Origin of the sequence: Mycetohabitans sp. B3, assembly GCF_021498065.1 — a bacterium.
GTDB lineage: Bacteria > Pseudomonadota > Gammaproteobacteria > Burkholderiales > Burkholderiaceae > Mycetohabitans.
This window is the reverse complement of record NZ_JAHLKN010000050.1, coordinates 39773-64588: the sequence shown is the minus strand read 5'-3', so window position 1 is coordinate 64588 and position 24816 is coordinate 39773. Positions and strand designations below refer to the sequence as shown.

Genomic DNA, 24816 nt, shown 5'->3' with positions numbered 1-24816 from the left:
CCTCGGCGCGCGAGTTGACTGGCATACTGGTAAACAGTTCCCCCCAATACGAGCTAGTCCATAAAGCGTAGCGGCCATCGGACGGCACCGATCCATATAATTGAGCGGCCGCTTTTTAACCCTATCCGCCTGTATACCCCCACAACTGTGGCACGCATCCTATGCTTATGAGCAGGCGGCCCAGCCGCGTGCCCCCAGGGGACGCCGGGTCACCTGGACCCGTTCCGGCGCCACATGACGCAGGTCCGTCTCAATGGCGAGTCGCTGTATTGCAATGCTATCCGGTCGATGCCAGTTCGACAGTGGGGCATGTAGCAATTGAATGCGGCGGTTGGGTCACGCATCGCAAAATGCGCGATCACGGTGAGGCCGCCTGCCGTGTCGCGGCGGTGGTCGAGGCAACCGCATTTGACATGACCGAGAATACGCTGTAGCGGCAGCATTTGGCACCGGGCAAAACATTGACCGCCTGGCCGGGCCGATCTAGATGCGGAAGTGATCTGGATCGGTGCGCTAAACATATACGACAGCAAAAAGCCGGCGCGCGTCACATCAAAGGACAGGGCGACGGCCTTCAGTGGCAAGGAGACACGCGATGAGCAAACTAAACAAGACGATTCGCGTGGCTACTGACGTCGGTGGCACTTTTACCGACCTGGTGTACTTCGAAGTCGATCCGCGCACAGGCCGGCAATCGGTACGGACTGCCAAGTCGGATACGACGCCGCCTGACTACGAGCAGGGCATCCTCAACGTACTAAAAAAGGCCGATGTGGATTTGAGCGCTGTTACCTTCCTCGCGCACGGCACCACCGTAGTGATCAATGCGCTGACCGAACGCCGTGGCGTTAAGACGGGACTGATCACGACGCAAGGCTTTGGCGATACGCTAGAAATTGCGCGTGCCAACCGGCCTGACTTTTTCAATTTGAGCTGGGTCAAGCCCGCGCCATTTGTGCCACGCTACCTGCGTCGTGAAATACCGGGGCGCCTGCATGTAGACGGCAGCGAGCGCGAGCCGCTGGACCTATCCGGCCTGCCCGCCATCGTCGACACATTCCGCGCCGAAGGGGTGGAAGCCGTCGCGATCTGCCTGCTGCACGCCTATACCAATCCGGTGCACGAACAAGCGGTGCTGGCCGGTGTGCGTCGGCTCTGGCCACAGGCATCGGCGGTGGCATCGCACCAAATCACGCGCGAGTGGCGGGAATACGAGCGCTCCAGTACCGCGGTACTGTCCGCCTATGTGCAGCCAATCGCCGCACGCTACCTGCAGCGGCTTGAAGACGGATTGCGATCGAACGGCTATCGGGCGCCGCTCTATGTGATGCAGTCGAACTGCGGTGTCGACACCGTGGCTCACGCCCGAGAAATCCCGATTACGATGGTGGAGTCGGGGCCGGCCAGCGGCTTCTGGGGAGCGGCCGAACTAGGCTGTCTGATCGGTGAGCCCAATGTGCTCGCGCTCGATATCGGCGGCACCACAGCCAAATGCACACTGATCAAGGACGGGCAGATCTCCATCAAAACGGACTACTGGATCGAGCGCGACCGGACGCATGCCGGCTATCCGATCATGGTACCTGTGGTCGATTTGGTCGAGATCGGCAATGGTGGCGGCTCGATCGCGTGGATCGACGAATTCGACAAGTTGCATGTCGGCCCGCAATCGGCTGGGGCGTCGCCTGGTCCCGCAGCCTACGGTCGCGGCGGCACCCATGTGACCACCACCGATGCAAACCTGATTCTGGACCGCATTAATAAGGATTATTTTTGCGGCGGTACGTTCATTGCCGACATGGACGCCGTGGCCCGGGCCATGGCACCGCTGACCGAGCGGCTACGGCTGTCGCCGCAGGAAATCGCGCGCGGCATTATTCGGATCGCCAACGACAACATGGTGAATGCGCTGAAGTTGGTGTCGCTCAGCCGGGGCCATGATCCGCGCGACTTCACGCTGCTCGCCTTTGGTGGCGGCGGCGCGATGCACGCCGTTGCGCTCGCGCAGGAGCTTGGCGTGAAAAAGGTGGTGATTCCGCGTGGCGCGTCTGTCTTTTCCGCGTGGGGCATGACGATGTCCGACCTGCGTCGCGACTGCTTCGTCAACCGCCTCTTTGAGATGGATCGTCCGGATGCGGCGCTCGGTGCGCAAGCGCTGCTTGAACAGCTGTCGCATGATGCAACGGCACAGTACGCGACCGAGGGCATCGGCGCCGACGCTATCGAATTGGCCCCGTACTGCAAGATCCGATACCAGAACCAGGAGCATGCGGTCGAGGTGCCGCTGCGGCAAGATGAACGCGTCGCCACGCATTGGGCCGATATCGTTGCCCGCTTTCACGCCAGCTACGAGCAGCAGTACACCTATCGGCTGAACGCCCCGCTGGAGATCGTCGGCTTTCATATCGTCGCCGTGGCAGAAATCGGCAAGCTCAACCTGGCCGACCTGCCAGTCACCGGCGCCACTATTCAGGTTGCGGCAAAAGGCCGTCGCACCGTCGATTATGCGCTCGAAGGGAGGCATGAAGCGATCGTCTACGACGCAAAACGCATCGAGCCTGGCATGCACTTCGCCGGTCCGGCGATTATCGAAGACCCCGGCACGACCATCGTGGTCCACCCGAACAACGCCGTGAGCGTCGACCGCCTCGGCAACTTTCACATCACTCTTTCCGTGTGAGCCATCATCATGAGCCACAGCGATAAGATCGATATCTTCACGCTCGATATCATTCAGAATGCACTGCAAGCCATCGCCGACGAGATGTTCACCGCGATACGCAAGACCGCGATGAGCCCGATCATCTACGAGGTGCTCGACATGGGGACTGGCATCACCGATGCACAAGGCAATATCGCCAGCTCCGGCGCCGGTATCCCTGCCTTTGTTGGCGTGCTGGACAAGGCGGTGCGCCGCATTTTGGTCGAGCACGACCAACCAGGTGACATCGAGCCGGGCGACATCTTCATCACCAACGACCCGTACTCAGGCGGCGTGACGCATCTGAACGACGTGGTACTGTCGATGCCGGTTTTCGTTGGCGACGACATCGTCGCGTGGACGGCCAATATTGCTCATTGGAACGATGTTGGCGGCATGGTTCCGGGATCGTTCTCTACCGATGCAACCGAGATCTTCCAGGAAGGGCTGCGCCTGGCCGCGGTAAAACTGATTTCACGCGGCAAGCCAGTGCGTCCCGTGATGCAGATTCTGCGCTATAACACGCGCATGCCCGACTTCATGGAAGGTGATCTTTGGGCAGGCATCGCTGCCGCGCGCAGCGGCGCGACACGCTTGATTGAACTGACCCAGAAGTACGGTAAAGCAATGTTCCTGCAGGCAATGCAAGACTTCATGGACTACGGTGAAAAGGTCTCGCTGAAAGCACTGCGTCACACGCCGAAAGGGCGCTTCGAACTGGCCGAACCTCAGGACGACGACAAGGTATACAAAGTAGTCGTTGAAATCGGCGACAACGGAATGATCGTCGACTTGCGCGACAACCCGGACCAGGTCCATGGACCGGGCAATCTCAGCCGCGACGGCACGGTAGTGGCTGCCCAGATGGCATTTAAGTCGATCACCGAGCCGAACGGCAGCGCCAACGGCGGCACCTTCCGGCCGCTGAAGGTTGTGACACGGCCTGGTTCGCTGTTTGATGCGTGTAGCCCTGCGGCAGAAGGGTTTTACTTTGAAAACCTGATCCGGGTGCACGACCTGATCTTACGCTGTCTTGCGCCGCATCTGCCCGACCGCATCCCCGCCGGCAGTTTCTCGTCGATATGCGCCACCGTGATTGGCGGCCCCCATCCGGAAACCGCGCGCATTTTCACGCTGATCGAGCCTGAGATCGGCGGTTGGGGAGCAAAGCGGGATCGCGACGGCAACAGTGCGATGTTCTCCGCAATGCATGGCGAGACATACAACTGCCCGGCCGAGATCTGCGAGGCGCGCTATGGCGTCTATGTCGAGCGCATGGAACTGAACGACGAGCCAGGGGGATACGGGCAATATCGCGGCGGCCGCGGCATCCGGCTCGATTATCGGATCCGCTCCGACGGCAGCTTCCTGACCTGCGGATATACGCGCGCCAAAGTGCCACCGTGGGGCCAGGCGAACGGGCGTGACGGCTCACTCAATTACGTCGAGGTCGTGCGCGCCGACGGCCGCAGCGAGCGCTACGCCATGGCCAGCGGCGTCAAGCTCGATCGCGGCGATGTGGTCCGCGTGCGTACGGGCTCAGGTGGCGGATACGGTGATCCGTCGATGCGCGATCCCGATGCGGTTCGCGACGACATCCGAAATGGCTATATCTCTGCCGAGCTGGCACGCGAAGTCTATCATTGGGAGGGGAGCGTGCGACTACATCATGCAGGCCAGATCTGAAAGTACTTGCAAAGTGCATAACACGCTCTAGCCCAGTGGTACAGCAGTCAATGGTATCGTGATGGCAGGCGCGGCCCGGCTTGCGGTGCCGCGCGGGCGCAGCGGCCGTCGGACGCCGAAACACTGGCTGCCAGCGGCGGCTGTCCGTCGCTACGCTATCCCAGGACTGTGATGATGAGCTACGAACTGTACTACTGGCCGGGCCTACAGGGCCGCGGTGAATTCGTCCGCTTAGCGCTCGAAGAGGCAGGGGCAGATTATCTTGACGTCGCGCGCTTACCGCCGTCCGGTCGCCGCGAAGACGCAAATCCGCAAGGCACAGAGCACGGCATCGGCACGATGATGTCGATTCTGCAAAGCCAAACCGAGCCCTGCATCCCGTTCGCTCCCCCCTTCCTGCGCGACGGCACAACACTCATTGCGCAGACCGCTAACATTCTGCTGTACCTGGGACCCCGGCTCGGCCTGGTGCCCGCCGATGAAACACTGCGCCACTGGGTCCACGGACTGCAGCTGACGATTGCCGACATGGTGAGCGAGGCACACGACACGCACCACCCGATTGCCAACGCACTGTATTTCGAGCAGCAACGCGACGCCGCCCGGCAGCGCGCCGCCGATTTCATCGCCAACCGGATACCGAAGTTCATGCGCTATTTCGAGCGGGTGCTCGAGCAGAACCCCGCGGGATGCGCGCACCTGGTCGGCGCGGCATTGAGCTACGCAGACCTGTCGATGTTCCAACTCATTGATGGACTGCGCTACGCGTTTCCACGTGCCACCGCTTGCTTCGCGACACAGTATCCGAAGCTCACAGCGCTGCATGAAGCGGTGCGCACGCGGCCGCGTATCGCCGCGTACCTGGCGTCGCCTCGCCGCATCCCGCACAACGAGTCGTGCATATTCCGGCACTACGCGGAATTGGACGCCAGTTGACTCATCGCCATCGCGCCGTGCTGGCCTTTTTGCTCAAGCTGCGCACCCGCGCGCAACGCCTGCTCAGGCTGTCCGACGAGCATACGATGCTGCTGTGGGCCACCCTCGCCGGCTTGGTCGGCGCGGCCGCGACCATCGTGTTCCGCCTCGGCGTCGACTGGCTGGAATCGCTCGTCGATCCTAACGCGAGCGGACTGGTGGAGGTCGCGCGCGACCTACCGTGGTACGCACGGCTCGCGCTGCCCATCGTCGGCGGCGCCGTGGCCAGCATGCTCCTGCTGGCAGCCCGGCGTGACGACGACGGCAAGAGCCATGCTGACTATATGGAAGCGATTACTATCGGCGAAGGGGTGGTGCCCGTGCGGCAAAGCCTATGGCGCAGCGGCTCGTCGCTGGTCACGATTGCCTCGGGTGGCTCAATCGGCCGCGAGGGCTCGATGGTGCAGCTTGCCGCGCTCAGCGCATCACTGCTCGGCCGCCTCGTGCATGTCGACCCAGAACGTCTGCGCTTGCTGGTGGCGTGCGGCGCCGCGGCCGGCATCACGGCCGCGTACAGCGCCCCGATCGCCGGCGCGCTGTTCGTCACTGAAATCGTGCTGGGCTCGATCGCGATGGAGAGCTTCGGGCCAATCATCGTGTCATCTGTGGTCGCCAATGTCACGATGCGCGCATTGTCCGGCTACCAGGCGCCCTACGAGATGCCGCCCTTTCCGACCATCTCCGGCCTCGAAGTACTGTGGTTCGTCGGGCTCGGCATCCTGTGCGGGATGCTCGCGCCGGCGTTCCTCCTCCTGCTGGGTGCCTCGCGCCGGCTGTTCGGCCGATGGGTGGCGCCCCTGCCCTGGCGGCTCGCACTGGGCGGCGCGCTGGTGGGCGCCTTATCGATCCAGGCACCGCAAGTGTGGGGCAACGGCTATAGCGTGGTGAACGCCATTCTGCACCAGCCTTGGACCTGGCAAGCGCTCGTCGCAGTGTTAGCGTTCAAGGTAGCGGCGACCTGCGCGACGGTCGGCTCAGGCGCGGTCGGTGGTATTTTCACGCCGACGCTGTTCGTCGGTGCGGTGCTCGGCGCGATCTACGGACTCGCGGCCCATGCGCACTTGCCGCTCGCCACGTCGGCGCCGTTCACGTATGCCATCGTCGGGATGGGGGCTTTCCTCGCGGCAGCGACCCATGCGCCGTTGATGGCGATCTTGATGATCTTTGAGATGACGCTCAGCTATCAGGTCGTGCTGCCGTTGATGCTGGCTAGCGTGATCGCCTATTTCATCGCGCGGGCCCTGGCCGAGACTTCAATGTACGAGGTCACACTGCGGCGCAACCGCGAGCGGCGTGAACGGCTGCGCCTGAAGGCCACGCAGATGCGTGAACTGGTGCGCCCGGCCGACACCGTCCTTGGCCTAGACGCGAGCGTGGCGGACATGACGCGCGTATTTCTCGAATATCCGGTTAAGTACATCTATATCGTCGACGCTGCCGGCTGGTTTCAGGGCGTGGTCGCGTTAAAGGACATCACCTCCGACCTGCTCGACAAGCACGGCCCGCGCGAGCACCGTGCGCGTGACTACCTGCGCCGAGATTTCGCCGCGCTGACGCCGGACATGCCGCTTGCCGCCGCGTTGCAGCACTTTCTCGCCTTCCAAGGCGAGCGGCTGCCCGTCGTCGCATCGAAGCAGGCGCCTAAATTGCTAGGCGTAGTCTACAAGACCTCGCTGCTGCAGGCATACTTCCGGATGAATGCTAGCGATTGAGTCACGCCGCATGCGACGCGTCGTCGCGACGGCAAAAAGCAACGGATTCACTACAATGGATTCGGAGGGTGCAACATGTCCGAACAATCGACTCCTGCACTGCGGCGCGACCAGGCCGGCTGGATCTTTGTGCATATCGAGGGTGCGCCATACGAGCGTGGCCTGCAGCACGGCCAGTTGCTTGCCCGCGAGATCAGCAGCGCGATCCGCGCCGCGCAATATCTAGCCAAGTGGGACACCGGCGAGGAGTTTGACACCTTCGTGAACGCCGCAATCGACCAATTCACCGACCGTGTCGATGACGAGTTCACCGCCGAGATGCGCGGCATTGCCGATGGCGCGCAGTTGCCCTACGAACAGGTGCTCGCCTGGAACGGCTACATGGATTTGCTGCAAAGCTGGTGGCCCGCGCATGTCAGCCAAACACGGCCGCAGTTCGCCGGCAAGCCATGGCGCGGGCGCCTCGGCCATCACTGCAGTGCGTTCATTGCAACCGGCAGTGCCACGCGCGATGGCCGCATCGTGATGGCGCACAACTCGTGGGACCGCTATGCGGCTGGCGATGCGTTCAACGTGATCTTCGATATTGTGCCCGAGGAGGGCAACCGGATCCTAATGCAGGGACTGCCGGGCTGCATCTCCAGCCTAACGGACTTTTGGATCACGTCAGCGGGCCTGATGGTGACCGAGACGACGATTTCCAATTTTGTCGGCTACAATACCTCCGGCTCGCCGGAGTTCTACCGCTCGCGCAAGGCGACGCAGTATGCCGATAGCATTGGCTCATGGTGCGAGCGCTTCGCGACCGACAACAACGGCGGCTACGCGAACAGCTGGCTGCTCGGCGATACCAAAACCGGTGAAATCGCACGCTACGAGCTTGGGCTGCATTATTCCGGATTCGAGGTCACCAAAGACGGCTTTTACAGCGGCTTCAACACGGCCAACGACCTGAAGATCCGCAACCAGGAATGCATTAGCCAGGGGGATGACTACAACGACGTGCGGCGCAATGGTGCGCGCCGGCTGCGCTGGATGCAACTGATGGAAAAACACCGCGGCCGGATCGATGCTGAACTGGCCAAGGAAATGCTCGCCGATCATTACGATGTGTACCTCGATCGCGACGATCATCCGAGTTCGCGCACCCTTTGCGGCCACTTGGAACTGGACGACGCACGCTTTGGCGACGCTGATCACGGTCCATTCAATCCATGGGGCGCCAACGACGGCAAGGTGGTCGACAGCGACATGGCGGTACGACTCGAATTGTGGGCACGCTGGGGTCACCCATGCGGCCGGCCGTTCGACGCACAAGCGTTTATGCGTCGCCATCCGCAGTGGAATTGGCTCAACGGTTACATGCGCGATCGCGCGTCCCAGCCGTGGACGCTGTTTGACGCAGTCCGTTGACCGCATGCCGGCGCGCAGCGCGACGCACCCCTCGCGGAACGCAGGCACGCAGTTTGCGTGAACATCGCCATCGCGTTTCAGTGGAAGACCGACACCATGAATCCGTTCATGTCACATCCGCTAGCAGCGCTGGCCACAGCCCTCGTCAGCACGCCGCTCATCGCCATCGTGCCCTGCGACAGCGGGGTACCCGACGTGACCCGTGCTTCGCACACGCGACACGCTGGCACGGTGCCGACCGCCGTCCGCAGCCTAGCGCAGCAGGACGGTACAGTGTCTGTTGAACACTGGCAAACCATTGAGTTGCCGACGCCCCGCCCCGACCTTGCCGCAGGACTCGCGCGGCATGTCAAGATACGAACATGAGCGCCACCGACCCGATCGATCAGCAGCTCAGCCAGACGCTGCGCGACATGCGCTATCCCGCCACGCGCGACACGCTGGTGGCCGCCGCCTGCTCAGCGGGCGCCAGCAACGACGTACTGCTCGCGCTGCAGGCGCTGCCCGAGCGTGACTACCCGGATCCGCAGTCGGTCGCGCGCTGGCTCGCCAGTGCAGCAGGTCCCGGCCTATCCGCCTAGCGTGTGCGCGCGACGACGCGCTCAGCGAGACCCCGCCGCCCGATGGCCGAACGCCGCCGCGCCAAAGAACGCCGCCAGCACGTTCTCGGCCATTGCGTCGGTCACGTGCGGATCCGACGCGTAGAAGAACTGGATGCCGTCGCACAGCGCCATCAGGCCAAGCGCGAGCTGCGCTGCCGGCACGATCGGCCTGATGCCCAGGCGCGCGGAGAACGCATCGATGAAATACGCGATGTCTGCGCGAGTCTGCCGCGACAGCGCATTGAACCGCGCGCGAAACTTCGCGTCGCGCGCGGCCAGCAACCGCGCCTGCATCCATACCAGGAAACACTTGTTCTCGCGGTACAGCGTACTGTAGTACGTCAGGATCTGCGCTTCGATGTCCTGCACGCTGCCTTGCAAATCAAAAATGCGCTGCAACGCCTGCTGGATATTGCCGTGATCGCGCTTAAGCAACGCCAGCAGCAACTCCGCCTTGTCTTTGAAATTCGAATAAAACGCCCCGCGCGTATAGCCGGCTGCCGCAGCGACATCCTCGACGCTGGACGCGTCGAATCCTTTCTTCACGAAAAGCGTCTGCGCAGCGTCCATCAGGCGCTGACGCGTCTGCTCCCGGCTTTGCTCTCGCGTGAGCCGGGTACGGTGGCGGGCACGAGACGTCGACATGGACATATGGTATCACCATCGACCACGTAAATACGTCTTTGCATTCAGATACAACCGTGCATTAGAATGTGACCTAGTATTCAGCGGGCGGGTGCGGTGCCACGTGCATCAGAGGCGTGTCCGGGCGACGCATCGGCTCATTGCGTCTGCCGCCTCTCGCCGGAGTTGCCGTGAAAGCTCTCGTCTTGCTGCATTCCGCCCCGCGTCGTCGCGCGCGCCTGGCGCCGTGCAATACCGCCGTCGCCAGCGCGCTGGCCGCGCTCGTGCTGCTCAACGCGTGCCGCGACCATGTCGCCCCTGACGTGCCGGCTCGACCGGTGGTGGCGGCCACTGTGCACAGCGCCACAGCTAGCGCCGTTGCCGTAACAACCGTTCCCGGCGAAGTGGCCGCGCGATTCTCGACGTCGCTGTCGTTTCGCGTCAGCGGCAAACTGATCGAGCGCCGGGTCCATCTGGGCGAGGCCGTGCGCGCCGGTCAGATCATCGCGCAACTCGATCCCGCCGATGCGCGCAAGAAGGCCGCGAGCGCCGCCGCACAGTTGAGCGCGGCCGAGCACCGACTGCTGTTCGCCCGACAACAACTCGAGCGCGACCGCGCGCAGGCGCAGTCAAACTTGATCAGCAAGCTGCAACTCGAGCAAACCGAGGACAATCATGCCGCGGCCCTCGCGCAGCGCGACGCCGCCGCTCAGCAAGCCGCGCTGGCAAAGGATCAGCTCGGCTACACCACGCTCGCCGCCGACCACGCGGGAGTGATCACACAGGAACTGGCCGACACTGGACAGAACCTGTCGGCTGGACAAGCGGTCTACCAGCTCGCGTGGTCCGACGCGCTGGACGTGATCTGCGATCTGCCGGAGCGCACACTGGCTTTCATCGGTCCCGGCGCGAAGGCCAGCGTCACGCTTACTGCGTTGCCTGAGCAGGCGTTCACCGCAACGCTGCGCGAGTTGGCGCCGTCCGCCGATCCGGCCAGCCGGACCTATCGCGCTAAGCTTACGCTCGCGCTGCCCCGCGGCAGCGCCGACACGGTGCGCCTGGGCATGACCGCCCGCGTGGCCTTCCAGCCGGACGCTGCGCGTGCGATCAACCATGACATCGTCCTGCCCGCCACCGCACTGTTCCATCAAAATGAACGCCCCGCGGTATGGGTGATTCGTGCCAATGCCGCGTCGCGCGACACCGGCCAGTCGCGCGACGCGCGCAAACAGGACGTGGGCACGCTGGAACTGCGGCCGGTCACAGTGTCGCACTACACCGAGCGCACCGTGGTGATCAGCGCCGGACTGACCGACGGCGAGCGCGTCGTGCTACGCGGCGTGCACACGGTCAGCGCGGGCGAGCAGGTCAAGCCCGTCGCGCCGCTGCATCCGGAGGATTTCTCGCTATGACCGGCGCTCAATACCAACCACCCGGTCATTCGTACGACGAAGGACGCTTCAATCTGTCCGCCTGGACACTGCGGCACCAGGCATTGGTAGTCTTCGTGCTGGTGCTGGTGACACTTGCCGGCATTCTGTCGTACCGGAATCTGTCGCAATCGGAAGATCCACCGTTCACCTTCAAGGTGATGGTGATCCAGACAAGGTGGCCCGGCGCCGATGCCCAACAGGTCCAGCAGCAAATCACCGACCGGATCGCACGCAAGCTGCAGGAAACCCCAAAGCTTGACTTCCTGCGCAGCTATTCGCGCCCTGGTGAGTCGCTGCTGTTCTTCGCGATCAAGGATTCGGCCCCGGCCTCGACCGTGCCGGACACGTGGTACCAGGTCCGCAAGAAGATCGGCGACATCGCCTATACCTTGCCACCCGGCGTGCAGGGACCGTTTTTCAACGACGAGTTCGGCGACGTCTACACGAACATCTATGCGCTGGAGGGCGACGGGTTTTCTGCCGCACAGCTGCACGACTATGCAGACCAGCTGCGCAGCGAGTTGCTGCGCGTGCCGGGCGTCGCCAAAGTCGATTACTTCGGCGATCCGAACCAGCATATCTATATCGAGATTTCGAACGCACAGTTGTCCCGGCTCAGCATCAGCCCCCAACAACTCGCCGATGCGATCAACACGCAAAACGCCGTCGCGGCGGCCGGCGTGCTGACCACTGCCGATGATCGCCTATTCGTGCGGCCGAGCGGCCAATACGATCATGTTGACGCGCTCGCCGATACGCTGGTGCGCATCAACAACCGTTCGTTCCGGCTGGGCGACATCGCCACGATCCGCCGCGACTACGATGATCCGCCGGTCACGCAGATGCGCTTCAACGGCCGCCCGGTGCTGGGCATCGGCGTGACGATGCAGCCAGACGGCGACGTGATCAAGCTCGGCAAGGCGCTGAACGCACGCGTCGTGCAGTTGCGCACGCAATTGCCTGCCGGGGTGGCACTGACCGAGGTCTCCAGCATGCCGCACGCCGTGTCGCATTCTGTGGACGACTTTATGCGGGCCGTCGCCGAAGCGGTTGGCATCGTGCTGGTGGTCAGCCTCGTATCGCTCGGGCTGCGCACCGGTATGGTCGTGGTCATCTCGATCCCGATCGTGCTGGCCGTGACCGCGCTGGTGATGGGCGTGTTCAATATCGGGCTACATAAGGTGTCGCTTGGCACGCTGGTGCTTGCTCTCGGCCTGCTGGTCGATGATGCAATCATTGCGGTCGAGATGATGGCAGTCAAGCTCGAACAAGGCTGGAGCCGCGCGAAAGCCGCTGCATTCGCGTACACCAGCACCGCGTTTCCAATGCTTACCGGCACGCTAGTAACCGTGTCCGGTTTCCTGCCGATCGCGTTGGCCAAGTCCGCCACCGGCGAATACACCCGCTCAATCTTTGAGGTATCAGCCATTGCGTTGCTGTTATCGTGGCTCGCCGCGGTGATCGTGATCCCGCTGCTCGGCTATCACATGCTGCCCGAGCGCAAGCGACCCACTGTTCCCCAAGTGCGGGGGCACGCAGACGAACAGGGGCAGGAGCAAGTACACGGACACCAGCAACAGAATGGGCACGAACACGAGCACGATATTTACGACACGCGCTTTTACGCCCGCCTGCGCGTATGGATCACCTGGTGCGTCAAGCGCCGCTTCGCCGTGCTGGCCGTGACGCTCGTCCTTTTCGTGGTCGCGCTCGGCGGCTTCGGTCTGGTCGCGCAGCAGTTCTTCCCGAGTTCGGACCGGCCGGAGTTGTTGATCGACGTGCGGCTGGCCGAAAGCACATCATTCGACGCGACGTTGCGGGAAACGCAGCGCATCGAGGCGCTACTTAAAGAGCAGCCGGGGATTGACCATGCGATCAGCTTCGTGGGCAGCGGCGCGCCGCGCTTCTACCTGCCGCTGGACCAGCAACTGCAACTGCCCAACTTCGCGCAATTCGTCGTCACCGCAAAGTCCATCCAAGATCGTGACGCGCTCGCGCGCTTCCTCGACGACAAGCTCGCGACCGACTTCAGTGGTGTTCGCACGCGGCTGTCCCGACTAGAAAACGGCCCGCCGATCGGCTATCCGGTGCAATTCCGCGTCAGCGGCGACGACATCGCGACGGTACGCGCCATCGCCACACAGGTCGCCTCAGTGATGCAGGACGACGCTCGCACGCGCAACGTTCAATTCGACTGGGACGAGCCCGGGCAGCGCTCGGTGCATTTTGTGGTTGACCAGGCCAAGGCTCGCGAGTTAGGCGTATCGTCGCAGGATATTGCTAGCTTCCTACAGATGTCGCTGTCCGGCTACACTGTCACGCAATATCGCGAGCGCGACAAGCTGATCGGGGTGGACTTGCGCGCGCCCCGCAACGAGCGTGTCGACCCGTCGGCGCTCGCGTCGCTAGCGATGCCCACGCCGTCCGGGCCGGTGCCGCTCGGCACGCTCGGGCGGCTGTCGTACGGGCTCGAATACGCGGTGATCTGGGAGCGCGATCGGCAACCGACGATCACGGTGCAGTCCGATGTGCGCGGCGGCGCACAGGGCATCGACGTCACCGAATCGATCGACAAGGCATTGGCGGGACTGCGTGCGAAGCTGCCGGTAGGCTACCGCATCGAAGTCGGCGGCTCGGTCGAGGAAAACGCAAAGGCGCAAGCATCGATCAATGCGCAACTGCCGCTAATGATCATCGCTGTGCTGACCTTGCTGATGATCCAGCTGCAGAGCTTCTCACGCGTCATGATGGTGGTGTTAACCGCACCGCTCGGATTGATCGGCGTGGTCGCCGCGCTGCTCGCGTTCGGCCAGCCGTTCGGCTTCGTCGCGCTGCTCGGCGTAATCGCGATGTTCGGCATCATCATGCGTAACTCCGTGATCCTGGTCGACCAGATCGAGCAGGATATCGCGGCAGGACACGGCCGCCTTGCTGCCATCGTCGGCGCGACGGTACGCCGTTTCAGGCCTATCACACTGACTGCCGCCGCTGCGGTGCTAGCGCTGATCCCGCTGCTGCGCAGCAATTTCTTCGGCCCGATGGCAACTGCACTGATGGGCGGTATTACCAGCGCCACCGTATTGACGCTGTTCTACCTACCCGCGCTGTACGCCACGTGGTTCCGCGTGCGCAACGACGAAACCCAACCACCGCAGGAGGCACGATGATGCGCCGTTTGCCGAGCGCGCTGTTATCACCCTCGCCGACGCCGGAGTCCGTGCTGAGTTTGTCCCTCATGTCAAAGCGCAGGCCTAGCTTACGCCCGTCACTCACCTGCGGGATCCATCCGCGCCGCGCCGCCGACAGGCGAGCGGCGGCCGTAACGACAGCATGCGTCGCCGCGGCGTGTGCCACGCTGCTCGGCGGGTGCGCATTCGCGCTGGGCGAGCGGTCCACGCCACCTGCGCCGCTCCACTATGCCGCGCAGCCCGGTGCAGCGCAAAGCGTAACGGCGGGAGGCGTAGCGCAGCGCTTCGCGCTCGGCGCGCGTGCCGTGCCGCGCTGGTGGATGCTGTATCAGTCCGACACCCTCAACGCGTGGGTCAACGAAGGGCTGCGTAATAACGCCACGCTGGCGGCAGCGGAAAAAACCCTCGCCGCCGCACGTGAACAACTGCGTGCGCAGATCGGAGAATCTATGCTGCCGTCAATCGACGCCGGAGCGCAGGTGCAGCGCCAACGGGCGCTGAGCATGCCCATTCAGGGGCCGCCGACGTTGCGCTACAACACCTTTGTCGGACAAGTTCGTGCGAACTACATGATTGATCTGTTCGGTGCAGCACGGCTGGCTAACCAAGCGTTGTCCCGGCAGGTCGATGTCCAGTCGTACCAGTTCGACGCCGCACGCCGCGCGCTCGCGGCCAATATCGTCAGCGCCGCGCTAGCCGCGGCGTCACTGCACGAACAATGGGATGCCCAAGAACGCATCGCCGCACTGGCAGCAGCCGAAGCCGACGACACGAACAAGCGCGTCGCACTGGGCGCCGCCTCCCGGGTCGATGCCCTGAATGCGCGTCAAAACGCGCAGGCGGCCGCATCCGCATTGCCGCCACTGCGCGCGCAATGGCTCGCGGCACGGCATGCCCTGGCGGTGTTAATGGGCCGCACGCCGGATGCAGCGCCCGAAGACCTCGCGCTGGACCGCCTCATATTGCCAGACACCGTGCCCGTATCACTGCCGTCGGAGCTGCTGCACGAGCGTCCGGACGTGCTCGCTGCCGACGCAGCGGTGCAGGCGGCGGCAGCCGAGGTCGGCGTCGCGACCGCACAGATGTTTCCAAGCTTGAGCTTGTCGGCGTCGTGGGGCCAGGGCGGCTTGAGTTGGCCGTTGGCGACCCGTGCCGCCGGTCGTCTGTGGAACATCGGCACCAGTCTGACTCAGCCGCTGTTCCATGGCGGCGCCCTGCGCGCGCAGCGCAGGGCTGCGCTCCACGCCTATGATGCGGCGCTCGACCAATACCAGCAAACTGTGCTGGACGCGTTCCGCGACGTGGCTGATACGCTTGTCGCGCTGGAGCACGATGCCCGCACGCAGGCAGCCGCGCTTGCCGCACAGCAGGCGGCCGAACAAGCCGCGCAAGCGGCAAGACAACGCCATGAGCTGGGGGCATTACCGATATCGGCGGTCCGCGCCAGCGAACAGCAGGCGCACTCGGTGCGTATCAATGCGATACGCGCGCGCGTCGCGCGGCTAGCAGATACCGCATCGTTGTTCCAGGCCATGGGCTCGCCCGCCGTCGATACGTCGGCACCACACTAGCCGCTCACCCTGCGGCGACGTCAAGCTGTTCGCGCGCTACACGGATTGGCTTCGCTGCCCCTGTCGTGCCTTGTCAGCGCACCATCATGCCACACGCATGGCGCGTGCGGCGGCTGGCATACGCCGTGCTACAAGCATGCAAGACTGAACGCGACGACGCGCCGCCAGCGTCGTCCACTTTGCCGGGAGAAAACCATGAGCGACCACGTGTATAAACAGATCGAATTGACTGGATCGTCGACGCAATCCATCCAGCACGCTATCGAGAACGCAATCGAGAAAGCGTCACGGACCTTGCGCAACCTGCATTGGTTTGAGGTCACCGACACGCGCGGCCATATCGAGAGTGGCAAGGTCATTCACTGGCAGGTCAGCCTCAAAGTCGGACTGCGCATCGAAGACTGATCCGCTGTTGCCAAGCCGACGTGGTGCCACTTACGCCGCCTGTCGCGGCCCCGTGGCATCCAGTGCGACGACACGGTATCCGTGCCCATATAGCGGCTGAATCGCCCATCCGCTCTCGCCGTTGAGCGCGAGCTTCTTGCGTAGCTTGTAAATGTGTTGGTCCAGGGCGCCATCAACGCGTTTGTCGGAACCAGGCCATATCGTGCGCGTGATATGTTCACGGCTGACGTATTCGCCTTCGTTCGAGAACAGTATCCATGCGATCTCGAATTCGCGCGGCGTCAGCCGCACTTGTCTGTCCCGCACCGATACCGTGCACGCACCCCGATCCAGCCGGTACTCGCCACGCTGCAATACAGGCTCCCGCCCTTCGCGCGCGTGCACGTCGCGGCGATGACGTAGTATCGCGAGTTGCAGCCGGGTCATCAAATCGCGCGCGTTGACTGGAGCCAACACGATGTCGTCGGCACCCGACTCGAGTACCGCCTTGCTGCTCGCCACGTCGTCTGCCACGCTAACCAGTATCACCGGCATCAACAGCGCGCGATAGCACAGCCGACGCGCCAGGATGGGCTGCAGCGGATCGACGCCTGCCGTCGCATCGAGCAGCACCGCACTGAATGCATGGCGGGATACCGCCCGGACCAGGGAGATGTCGTCGCCAAATGGGCGGCAGGCGATCCCGTATTCCTGCAGCGCAGTCCTGACACGCGCATGAAGCCCCACGTTCTGAGCCAGCACTGCGACGGTCAAGCCCGCGGCGCCGTCGTCCAACAGGCACGTGACGTTGGCCGGGGCGTCCAGTTGTCCCGCACGCGGTAACTGGAGCGGGTTACTATTTCGATCGTTGGCACAAAGCATAGTAGTCCATAAGGTTGTAGCGCCTGCCCGCGTCGCACTGAACCACATCCGCCCATTGCTGCGAGCAACGACTTACGCTAACATTTCATTATTCTTTCAACTTATTTCATTTACCTGACGGCTGAGCAACGATCGCCGTCCGATTCACACTGTTAAAAGCAACGACCATGCCATTGGTGTCGAGCTGTCGTAAAAAACGAACTCTTGCAAATGTTTACGAGTTTCGGCATCCTCACATACAAATGATGGCTTGAGACACTTTTGACTCATGCAGCACCACCGGCCGAGTGCGGGATGTACGCACATTGGGCCGCCGGCCGCGATTGACGGGGCCGGCGAGGCGATTCATGGGCTCGGCACACAGTGTCTCACGCATCGATACACTGATACATTCGCAAATGGAAGATGGGTGGGGGAATACGGGCCTCGAATGTCTGCGGGATACGACAGAACAATCAGGCGTATGACGGTTGAAGGCTGGTGACTTCATGGCAAGGGATCCGAAAACCGCCCACGTGGACCGTGTGATCGATGCAGTCCGCAATGGCACAAGTGATTCTCCGGATACCAACCCGCGGCTGCTGTCGTCGTGGCACAGATCACTACAACTGTATGGCATCGACCCGACATCGCCGGCATCGCCGCGGATCCTGACGGCGTACGAGCTTAAGCAGATCCAACAACAGGAAGAGGATTTCCTGCTCGCCTCCGGTCAATACCTGTCGCGCCTGCATGACACGCTGCGCAGCGCAGGCTACTGCGTGCTGCTGGCCAACGCGCAAGGTGTGACGGTCGACTACCGAGTCGATTCGCATTTGCGCCGTCAGTACAAGGAAGTGGGGCTGTACATCGGGTCCTGCTGGTCCGAGCGCGAGCAAGGCACCTGCGGTATCGGCAGCGCGCTCGCCGAATGCGCGCCGATGACCGTGCATAAGGTCGATCATTTCCGTTCACTGTTCACGACCCTCACGTGCACCGCCGCGCCTATTCTCGCACCGGACGGCAAGCTGATCGGCGTCGTGGATGCGTCCGCGCTGCAGTCGCCCGATGGCGCGGACAGCCAGAGCATCGTCCATCAACTGGTACGGCATACTGCGCAGTTGATCGAGGATGGATACTTCGTGAAACAGACAGCGCAGTACTGGCTGTTGTTCGGTCACGACAACCCGCACTTCGTCGAGGTGGATCCGGAAGTGCTCATTGCGTTCGATGACAGTGGCGCCATTGTCGCGGCAAACCGTGAGGCCAAGCAGCGGTTTCCGATGCTCGCGTCGGGTGCGCCCGCGCATCTGTCGATGTTGTTCGACGTGCGTGACGCGGACCTGCTTCCCATCGACGGTCTGCAGCGAATGACCGCGCTGCGCTCGCGTGCCACGGGCGATAGGCTGTACGCGCGGATACGCGCGCCGCAGGCAGGCATGTCACCGTGGCAGCCGTCGGCGCTCAGCTTTCCGGCACTCCCTCGCACAGCCGACGATGCACCGGTGCGGGCAGCGCCGCCGTCGATGCGCGTATTTCTCGACAGCCGTGACCCGGTGATCGCGCGCAATGCACGCATCGCGTTGCGACTGTCGGGCGAACACCTGCCCATTCTGATCCTAGGCGAAACAGGCGCCGGCAAGGAAATGTTCGCTAAGGCCATCCATGCGTCTGGCGAACGAAGCAAACAGCCCTTCATTGCCGTAAACTGCGGCGCCATTCCGGAATCGCTGATCGAGAGCGAGTTGTTCGGCTATGCGCCTGGCGCGTTCACCGGCGCACGCTCAAAAGGCGCACGCGGACGCATCGCGCAAGCCGACGGCGGCACACTGTTCCTCGATGAAATCGGCGACATGCCGATCGATCTGCAAACGCGGCTGCTACGCGTGCTCGCTGAAGGCGAAGTGTTACCGTTGGGTGCCGATACGCCAGTACAGGTCGATCTAAGCGTGATTTGCGCAACCCACCGCGACCTAAGCGCGATGGTCGCCTCCGGGCGGTTCCGCGAGGATTTGTATTATCGGCTCAGCGGCGTCGTGCTGACGATGCCGGCGTTACGCGATCGAGCCGATATCGAAGATGTGATCGTCGCTGTATTCCAGGACGAGGCGCGGCGTGTGCCCCGCGCGCTCACGCTCGACAGCACGCTGCTTGCACGGCTGGCGCGCCACCCATGGCCGGGCAATGTCCGGCAACTGCGCAACGTACTACGCTACGCGTGCCTGCTTTGCGATACGCAGCTGATCACAGCAGCGCACCTGCCGGCCGATGTCCGCTCGCAGCTCGATACCCTGGCGCAATCACCGCATCCGTCGCACGCAGGCATAGCATGGCACGCCACGAACGGCGATGCAACGAGCGAGCGGTTCGGTAACACACACGCCTACGATATGCTGGCCATCGAGCGATCCAGGATCCTGGACGCACTGGCTGAGCATCGCTGGCACGCAACGCGCGCTGCACGTGCACTGGGCATGTCGCGTGCCACACTGTACCGGCGGCTGGCCAGGCTGGGCATCGCCCGCCCCCGCTCTGGCGAGGCCGGCTGACGTAACACGCGCCTATGGTGCCGGCGTGAAGCACCGCGGCGGCCTGAATTCGGCAACGCGCCGTCCATGCCTGCCACCTACGCGTTGAACTGCGACAGCGGCGGCGATGCCGAGCGAGCGTCGCACGAGCACGCACGGGCGGCGGTTCGCCGCCAGGCTGTCGTGCGCCGCGGCGCTGCCATCATCCGAACTGGCGCAGCACTCGCAGCAAGCGGCTCGCTGACGTATCCCAACGATACTGTTGCGCATGAGCGCGGCCCTTCTCGCGCATCGCGCGGCGCTGCTCAACGTCGCCCATCAGCTCGACGATCTTCGCTGCAATGTCAGCCGCATCATGCGCGTCGCAGTAAAGCGCCGCGTCACCACACACTTCGGGCAGCGACGCCTCGCGCGAGACGATCACCGGACAGCCACAGTACATCGCCTCGAGCGGCGGCAGGCCGAACCCTTCGTACAACGACGGAAATACGAAGCATGCCGCATTCTCGTACAATGCCTTTAGCTCGCCATCGCTGACGTAGCCAGCCCAGACGATGTGCTTGGCAACGCTGGCAACGCGCGGTAACGATGAACCGAACACCTTCACGTTCTGCCCGCCGACGATCACGAACGTAAGCTCCGGATGTTTGCGCTCGAGCAACGCAATCGCCTCCAGCGTGCGTGCGAGATTCTTGCCCGGCGCCAGCGAGCCGACGATCAGCACGAAACGGTCAAACGACAGGTTCAACCGCTGCAGCACGGCATAGTCGCTCTCGAGTCGGTCAAAGTGGTCGACACCAGGCGGAATCACGGAAATGCGCTCGGGCGGCACGCCGAGCCGCGCAGCGATGCGCCCCTTTGAGAACGACGAGACCGTGAGGATATGCTGCACGTTACGCTTGAGCAACGTGAACGCGAAGCGATACCACAGGCGGAACTTGGTCGAGTAGCCTTGTGGCAAGTCAAATACGGCGGCGTCGTGGATCATCAGGACCTGGCGGCGCTTGAACAGCGGGCCGATGTTGCACAGGCTGAGCAGCGTGCGAGAGCCAGCAGCGAACGGCAGCGCGAGCTGTTCCCAGAGGATGCCGCGCAGATACGGCACCACGTGCCGCGGTGTGGCGGCCGGCAGTTCGCTGTCTATGTGATCGCGGGGCACTAGCAGCAGCGGCGACGCAGCGGGTGTGCCGCACTGCTGCGATAACGCCGCGGTCAGTTCGCGCGCCACGCGCTGTACGCCGGTGAGCCGCTGCGACGTAAACTTGCCATTGATCGCGATGGACGCCGGTAACGGCGCCGCGTGGCTGCGTTCACTGGCCAGCGTGCCGCCGCCAGCGGCGGGCTGCACGCGCGGCGGCGAGACGGCCGCCAGCGGCGCGGTACCGCCATGCGAACACTCGCGCTCAGGCTGCCGACGCATCGCCTTCCCGCGTATAAGCGTAGATGTACTCGTAGCTGCGGCGGTCGCTGCGGCGCGCCGACATTCCGTTGAAAATCGCGCCGGCCACCTGGGCACCGGCCCGACCCAAACGCTTAAGCGTTTCCTGCACTTCCAGTTCAGTCTGCGCGTTCTCCCGCATCACCAGCACCGTCGCGCCTGCGTAGCCGGCGACAATCGACGCATCGGCAACCGCCAGCACCGGCGGCGTGTCGACCAACACCAAGTCATACCGTTCATTGAACTGCGCGAGTTGCTCCGTCATGCGCTCCATCGCCAACAGCTCTGACGGGTTGCCGGGACGTGCGCCGGCCGGCAGCAATGACAGGTTGGCCACACTGGTCGGATGGATCGCCTGTTCCGGCGACAATCCGTCGCCGAGCAGCTCGGCCAACCCCACCGTATCTGTTGGCAAACCGAAATGTATACCCAGCCGGCCGCGGCGCAGATCTGCATCGACCAGCAAGACGCGCTTGCCCGCTTGCGCATACAGCAAAGCGAGATTGGCGGAGATAAAGCTCTTGCCGGTGCCTGGCGTTGCGCCGGTCACCATCACGATCCGGTTCGTGGCACTGAGCAGTTTCGAGTTGAGCATCGTGCGGATGCCACGCAGCGCCTCGGTCGCGACATCGCGTGGACGCGCGGCCGCCAGCAGCCCGCCGGCGTGCGGACGCGGCTGATACCCACCCGCCGCCGCATCGGGTGACGCCACTAGCGCCGTCGCGCTGCGCGCGTCGCCGTGTAGCGACGGCTCGCGTGCCCCGGCCAGCACAGGCAGCGGCGGCGTGCGCGCCAGCCGCACCTGCTCGTCGCTGAACAATACCGCACCGAACACCGGCAGGCGCAGTTTGCCTTCGATTTGTTCGGGCTCGCTGACCGATTGCGACAAATAGCGGCGCGATATCACATACAGCACGCCGAGCATCAGGCCGAGCACAATTGCGGCTGAAATGATCAACGCGCGTCGCGGCTTGACTGGGGTGGAAGGTTGCACCGCGGTGTCGATCACATGCACGTTGCCTACCGTGCCGGCGCGCGACACGGACAGCTCGTGCGCCTTATTGACCATCGCCACGTAGATTTCCTCGGCCACCTTCGCATCGCGCGCCAGATCGGCAGATTGCCGGTCGGCGCTCGGCATCGAATCAAAACGCGACTCGAACTTGCCCTTGGCCGCACGTAACTGCGCCAGCTGCGCATCGACCGTCTTGACTTCAGGACTTTGCGCCGTGAACCGATCCAGCAATTGAGTACGCTGCAGATTCAGTGCGGCAATCTGACGGTCAAATTCGATGCTACCTTGCAGGTAGCTTTGGCTCTCGGTCGTCGCCTGCATCGAGCCGGACGCGACCCGATGCGACTGCAGCTGCGCCTCAGCCTGCTTTAGGTCGTCGCGCAGCCGCGGCAGCTCGTTGTTGATAAACGCGAGCATCTTGCTCGCCTCTTCCTGTGTCTGCGTGACGCGTGAGCCGATGTAGTTCTGCGTCACCGCATTGGCCACCGCCGTAGCCAGCGCCGGATCACTGTTCTCGTAGCTGATCTGCACGATGCCGGTTTCCTTGCCGACCTGCACGACCTTGAGCTGATTAATGAAGCGCCGTACCGCCGTTACCTCGTTCAGACGCTCGACGGTAAACGTCTCGCCGTCGCGCGCCGCCAGCCGTTCGACCAGCATCGATACCGGGCCGGCTTGCGCCAGTTGCCCCTCGATACCGTTCACCAGCAGATTGCCTTGTTCGTCCAGCAACTGATAACGCCGACCGCTGGACACCTTGAGTTCAAGCTTCTTGTCCTGCAACTCGCGCGGTACGTTCAGTTGGGCAATATCCACCAGCTCGCCGCCCCATGCGTACTTAGACAAGCCAAACCACGCCCGCGATGGCTCGCCGCGCGTGGCCAGCGCCTCGGCAATCTTGCCCAACACCGGAAACCGATGCGGCGTCACGAGCACATCCAGCCTGTACTGAGCGATCACCGGGGCGAGGACCGCGCGGCTGGTGACGATCGCCATCTCGGTCTCCGTCGGTGGTCCGTTCGGCGAACTGTTGTTCTGGCTTGGCTGTTTGGTAACCAGGTCTGCCAGTTCGTTTTGCTTGGGCACTTCGACCTGCACCAAGGTGTCTGCTGAATACAGCGGCGTGGCGAAGAACGCGTACGCGCTCGCCAGCGCCGTGATCACCGCCGCGATGCCGACCACGGCCCACAGGTTGTCAGTGATCACGCGAACCAGGTCTCGTGGTACGAGCCCCTCGCTTGCGCCCGACGGCGGCAAATAGCCCATGTCGATGTGTCGCGCTTCCATGTGAAATCCTCAGTTATCGCTCGTTGCCATCAATTCGAATCATGCCCAGGGTGTCTGCGTCGATAGAGGGTTAGCGGTTATGCGCCACCGACCAGACCAGATAGAACGATTCGGCCGAAGGCAGGATTTGCGCAAGCAGGCGATTGAAGCGGGCAGCCGGTGCGGTGCCAACGTAGATTACGTCCAGCGGCTTCATGTCGAACTCGGTGGCCAGCATCATGGCGTCGACCTGTGTCATGTCCAGTCGGAAGATCTCCGGCTTGTTGTCGGCCGGCGCGTAGCTGGCTTTCTTGAAGCCCTCCTCCAGGCCATCCTGCCCATTGGAAATTTGCGTGAGCGGCGGATTGGGATGGCGGATCACGATGATTTGCCGTGGGTTCGCCCCGGCCGGCTCAATACTGCCGGCTGCGGTCAGCGCGTCAGCCAACGTCAACTGGCCTTGGTTCATGAACACCGTCTGCGGCTTGGGTACCTCACCCATCACAAACACGCGGTTCTGCGTCCGGTCCGGCACGTTCACGATGTCGCCGTTCTGTAACACGATGTTCTGCCGCATGTCGCCCCGGTTCAGGATTCGCGTCGCATCGATCGTGATCACCTTGCCGCCACGCGACACCAGCACCCGCTGCAAATCGGCGTCCGGATTGCCGCCGCCGGCACGGTTGATCGCATCGATCACCCGCATCGGCGAACCGGTCAGCGATAACTGCCCCGGATTTTTCACACCGCCGGTCACCTGTACCTGCTGGCTGCGATACTGGATCACGCGCACGTCAATCTGCGGGTCCTTCAGACGGCCCTTCAAGCGCTCATACAACAGCCGCGAGATCTGCACCGTGCTCTGCCCTAGGACCCGCACGCGGCCCAGCGACGGAAAGAAGATCGTGCCATCGGCGGCGACCCGCTGGCCCTGTGCGTCAAGCTCGCCCGGACCATTGGTACTGAATGCGCTTTGCGGCTGCTGCTGGCCGGCCCCCAAGCTGCCCATGCCTTGCAGCGTGCCCGTGTCCGGCAGCGGCGCCGTCGCCGCATTGCCGCCTTGCGTCAGCTCCGGATGCCCCCATACAGTAATGCCCAGCACGTCGTTCACCCCGACCCGGTAATCGCTCACCTCATCGGCCGGCATCGCGTGCAGGCTCGCCTCTCTCGCGCGCGCATCGGCCGCGTCCGACTCCTTCAGCTTGAAGACGAGTTCCGGCGTGATCAGGTTCACGTCGTAGGTCATCGTATCAGTTGGTTTGCTTAGATCGTCGTGCATGCGGCTCGAGTCCAATGCCGGTCCCGGGGCCAACACACAGCCGGACAATGCCACCGTCATTACGGCAGCCATCCCCATGGGGCGCTTCAACATCTTCGTTTCTCCTTTTTGCGCAGCTGGCCGGAGCAAACGCGCGACAC

Annotated in this window: 17 protein-coding genes; 12 read left to right on the top strand and 5 right to left on the bottom strand. The window is 63.3% G+C overall.

Annotation, left to right across the window (positions count from 1 at the left end; all coding sequences use genetic code 11):
• Positions 1–595 precede the first annotated feature (595 nt).
• The 7 genes from KQH55_RS14885 to KQH55_RS14855 all read left to right on the top strand — a co-directional run bounded on the left by KQH55_RS14885 (position 596) and on the right by KQH55_RS14855 (position 9068).
• Entirely contained in the window at positions 596–2680 is a 2085-nt protein-coding gene (locus tag KQH55_RS14885; RefSeq protein ID WP_235091524.1) for a hydantoinase/oxoprolinase family protein, read from the top strand.
• Between the two features lie 9 nt (positions 2681–2689).
• Positions 2690–4387 carry a hydantoinase B/oxoprolinase family protein gene (locus KQH55_RS14880; RefSeq protein ID WP_235091523.1) on the top strand — a complete coding sequence of 566 codons (1698 nt, stop codon included), beginning with the start codon at positions 2690–2692 and terminating at the stop codon, positions 4385–4387.
• A gap of 174 nt (positions 4388–4561) precedes the next feature.
• Complete coding sequence (locus KQH55_RS14875; protein WP_235091522.1) at positions 4562–5323, top strand: glutathione S-transferase; 762 nt, start codon at positions 4562–4564, stop codon at positions 5321–5323.
• 17 nt (positions 5324–5340) lie between these two features.
• Complete coding sequence (locus KQH55_RS14870; RefSeq protein ID WP_235091541.1) at positions 5341–7074, top strand: ClcB-like voltage-gated chloride channel protein; 1734 nt, start codon at positions 5341–5343, stop codon at positions 7072–7074.
• Between the two features lie 75 nt (positions 7075–7149).
• Positions 7150–8487 carry a C45 family peptidase gene (locus KQH55_RS14865; protein WP_076788039.1) on the top strand — a complete coding sequence of 446 codons (1338 nt, stop codon included), beginning with the start codon at positions 7150–7152 and terminating at the stop codon, positions 8485–8487.
• Positions 8488–8544: 57 nt separating this feature from the next.
• Positions 8545–8853, top strand: a complete 309-nt coding sequence (locus KQH55_RS14860; RefSeq protein WP_076794217.1) for a hypothetical protein — start codon at positions 8545–8547, stop codon at positions 8851–8853.
• Positions 8850–9068, top strand: coding sequence for a DUF2795 domain-containing protein (locus tag KQH55_RS14855; protein ID WP_076794215.1), 219 nt, complete (start codon positions 8850–8852; stop codon positions 9066–9068). Before KQH55_RS14860 ends, KQH55_RS14855 begins: the two co-directional genes overlap by 4 nt.
• Positions 9069–9089: 21 nt before the next feature.
• Here the strand turns inward: KQH55_RS14855 and KQH55_RS14850 are convergent, their stop codons facing one another.
• Positions 9090–9740 carry a TetR/AcrR family transcriptional regulator gene (locus KQH55_RS14850; RefSeq protein ID WP_076788036.1) on the bottom strand — a complete coding sequence of 217 codons (651 nt, stop codon included), beginning with the start codon at positions 9738–9740 and terminating at the stop codon, positions 9090–9092.
• 164 nt (positions 9741–9904) lie between these two features.
• On the opposite strand from KQH55_RS14850, the gene KQH55_RS14845 reads away from it, so the two are divergent.
• The 4 genes from KQH55_RS14845 (at position 9905) to KQH55_RS14830 (ending at position 16310) form a co-directional block, all read left to right on the top strand.
• A complete protein-coding gene (locus KQH55_RS14845) occupies positions 9905–11125 on the top strand; it encodes an efflux RND transporter periplasmic adaptor subunit (RefSeq protein ID WP_235091521.1) in 1221 nt (406 codons plus the stop codon).
• Complete coding sequence (locus KQH55_RS14840; protein ID WP_235091520.1) at positions 11122–14313, top strand: efflux RND transporter permease subunit; 3192 nt, start codon at positions 11122–11124, stop codon at positions 14311–14313. Before KQH55_RS14845 ends, KQH55_RS14840 begins: the two co-directional genes overlap by 4 nt.
• Positions 14313–15905, top strand: a complete 1593-nt coding sequence (locus KQH55_RS14835) for an efflux transporter outer membrane subunit (RefSeq protein WP_373566405.1) — start codon at positions 14313–14315, stop codon at positions 15903–15905. Before KQH55_RS14840 ends, KQH55_RS14835 begins: the two co-directional genes overlap by 1 nt.
• A 195-nt stretch (positions 15906–16100) precedes the next feature.
• Positions 16101–16310, top strand: coding sequence for a dodecin (locus KQH55_RS14830; RefSeq protein WP_041754685.1), 210 nt, complete (start codon positions 16101–16103; stop codon positions 16308–16310).
• Between the two features lie 30 nt (positions 16311–16340).
• On the opposite strand, the gene KQH55_RS14825 is transcribed toward KQH55_RS14830, so the two are convergent.
• Positions 16341–17171 (bottom strand): response regulator transcription factor, encoded by an 831-nt coding sequence (locus KQH55_RS14825; protein ID WP_235091518.1) that lies wholly within the window; start codon positions 17169–17171, stop codon positions 16341–16343.
• Between the two features lie 488 nt (positions 17172–17659).
• On the opposite strand from KQH55_RS14825, the gene KQH55_RS14820 reads away from it, so the two are divergent.
• Positions 17660–19699 carry a sigma-54-dependent Fis family transcriptional regulator gene (locus KQH55_RS14820; protein ID WP_076794211.1) on the top strand — a complete coding sequence of 680 codons (2040 nt, stop codon included), beginning with the start codon at positions 17660–17662 and terminating at the stop codon, positions 19697–19699.
• A gap of 181 nt (positions 19700–19880) precedes the next feature.
• Here KQH55_RS14820 and KQH55_RS14815 read toward each other — a convergent pair whose 3' ends face one another.
• From KQH55_RS14815 to KQH55_RS14805, 3 genes are all read right to left on the bottom strand, one after another.
• Positions 19881–21098, bottom strand: coding sequence for a glycosyltransferase family 1 protein (locus KQH55_RS14815; protein ID WP_235091517.1), 1218 nt, complete (start codon positions 21096–21098; stop codon positions 19881–19883).
• Entirely contained in the window at positions 21082–23418 is a 2337-nt protein-coding gene (locus tag KQH55_RS14810) for a polysaccharide biosynthesis tyrosine autokinase (RefSeq protein WP_076794209.1), read from the bottom strand. The genes KQH55_RS14815 and KQH55_RS14810 overlap by 17 nt, the downstream gene beginning before the upstream one ends.
• Positions 23419–23488: 70 nt before the next feature.
• Positions 23489–24769: a polysaccharide biosynthesis/export family protein gene (locus KQH55_RS14805; RefSeq protein ID WP_373566404.1), complete on the bottom strand. Its 1281-nt coding sequence runs from the start codon at positions 24767–24769 to the stop codon at positions 23489–23491.
• Between the last annotated feature and the right edge of the window lie 47 nt (positions 24770–24816).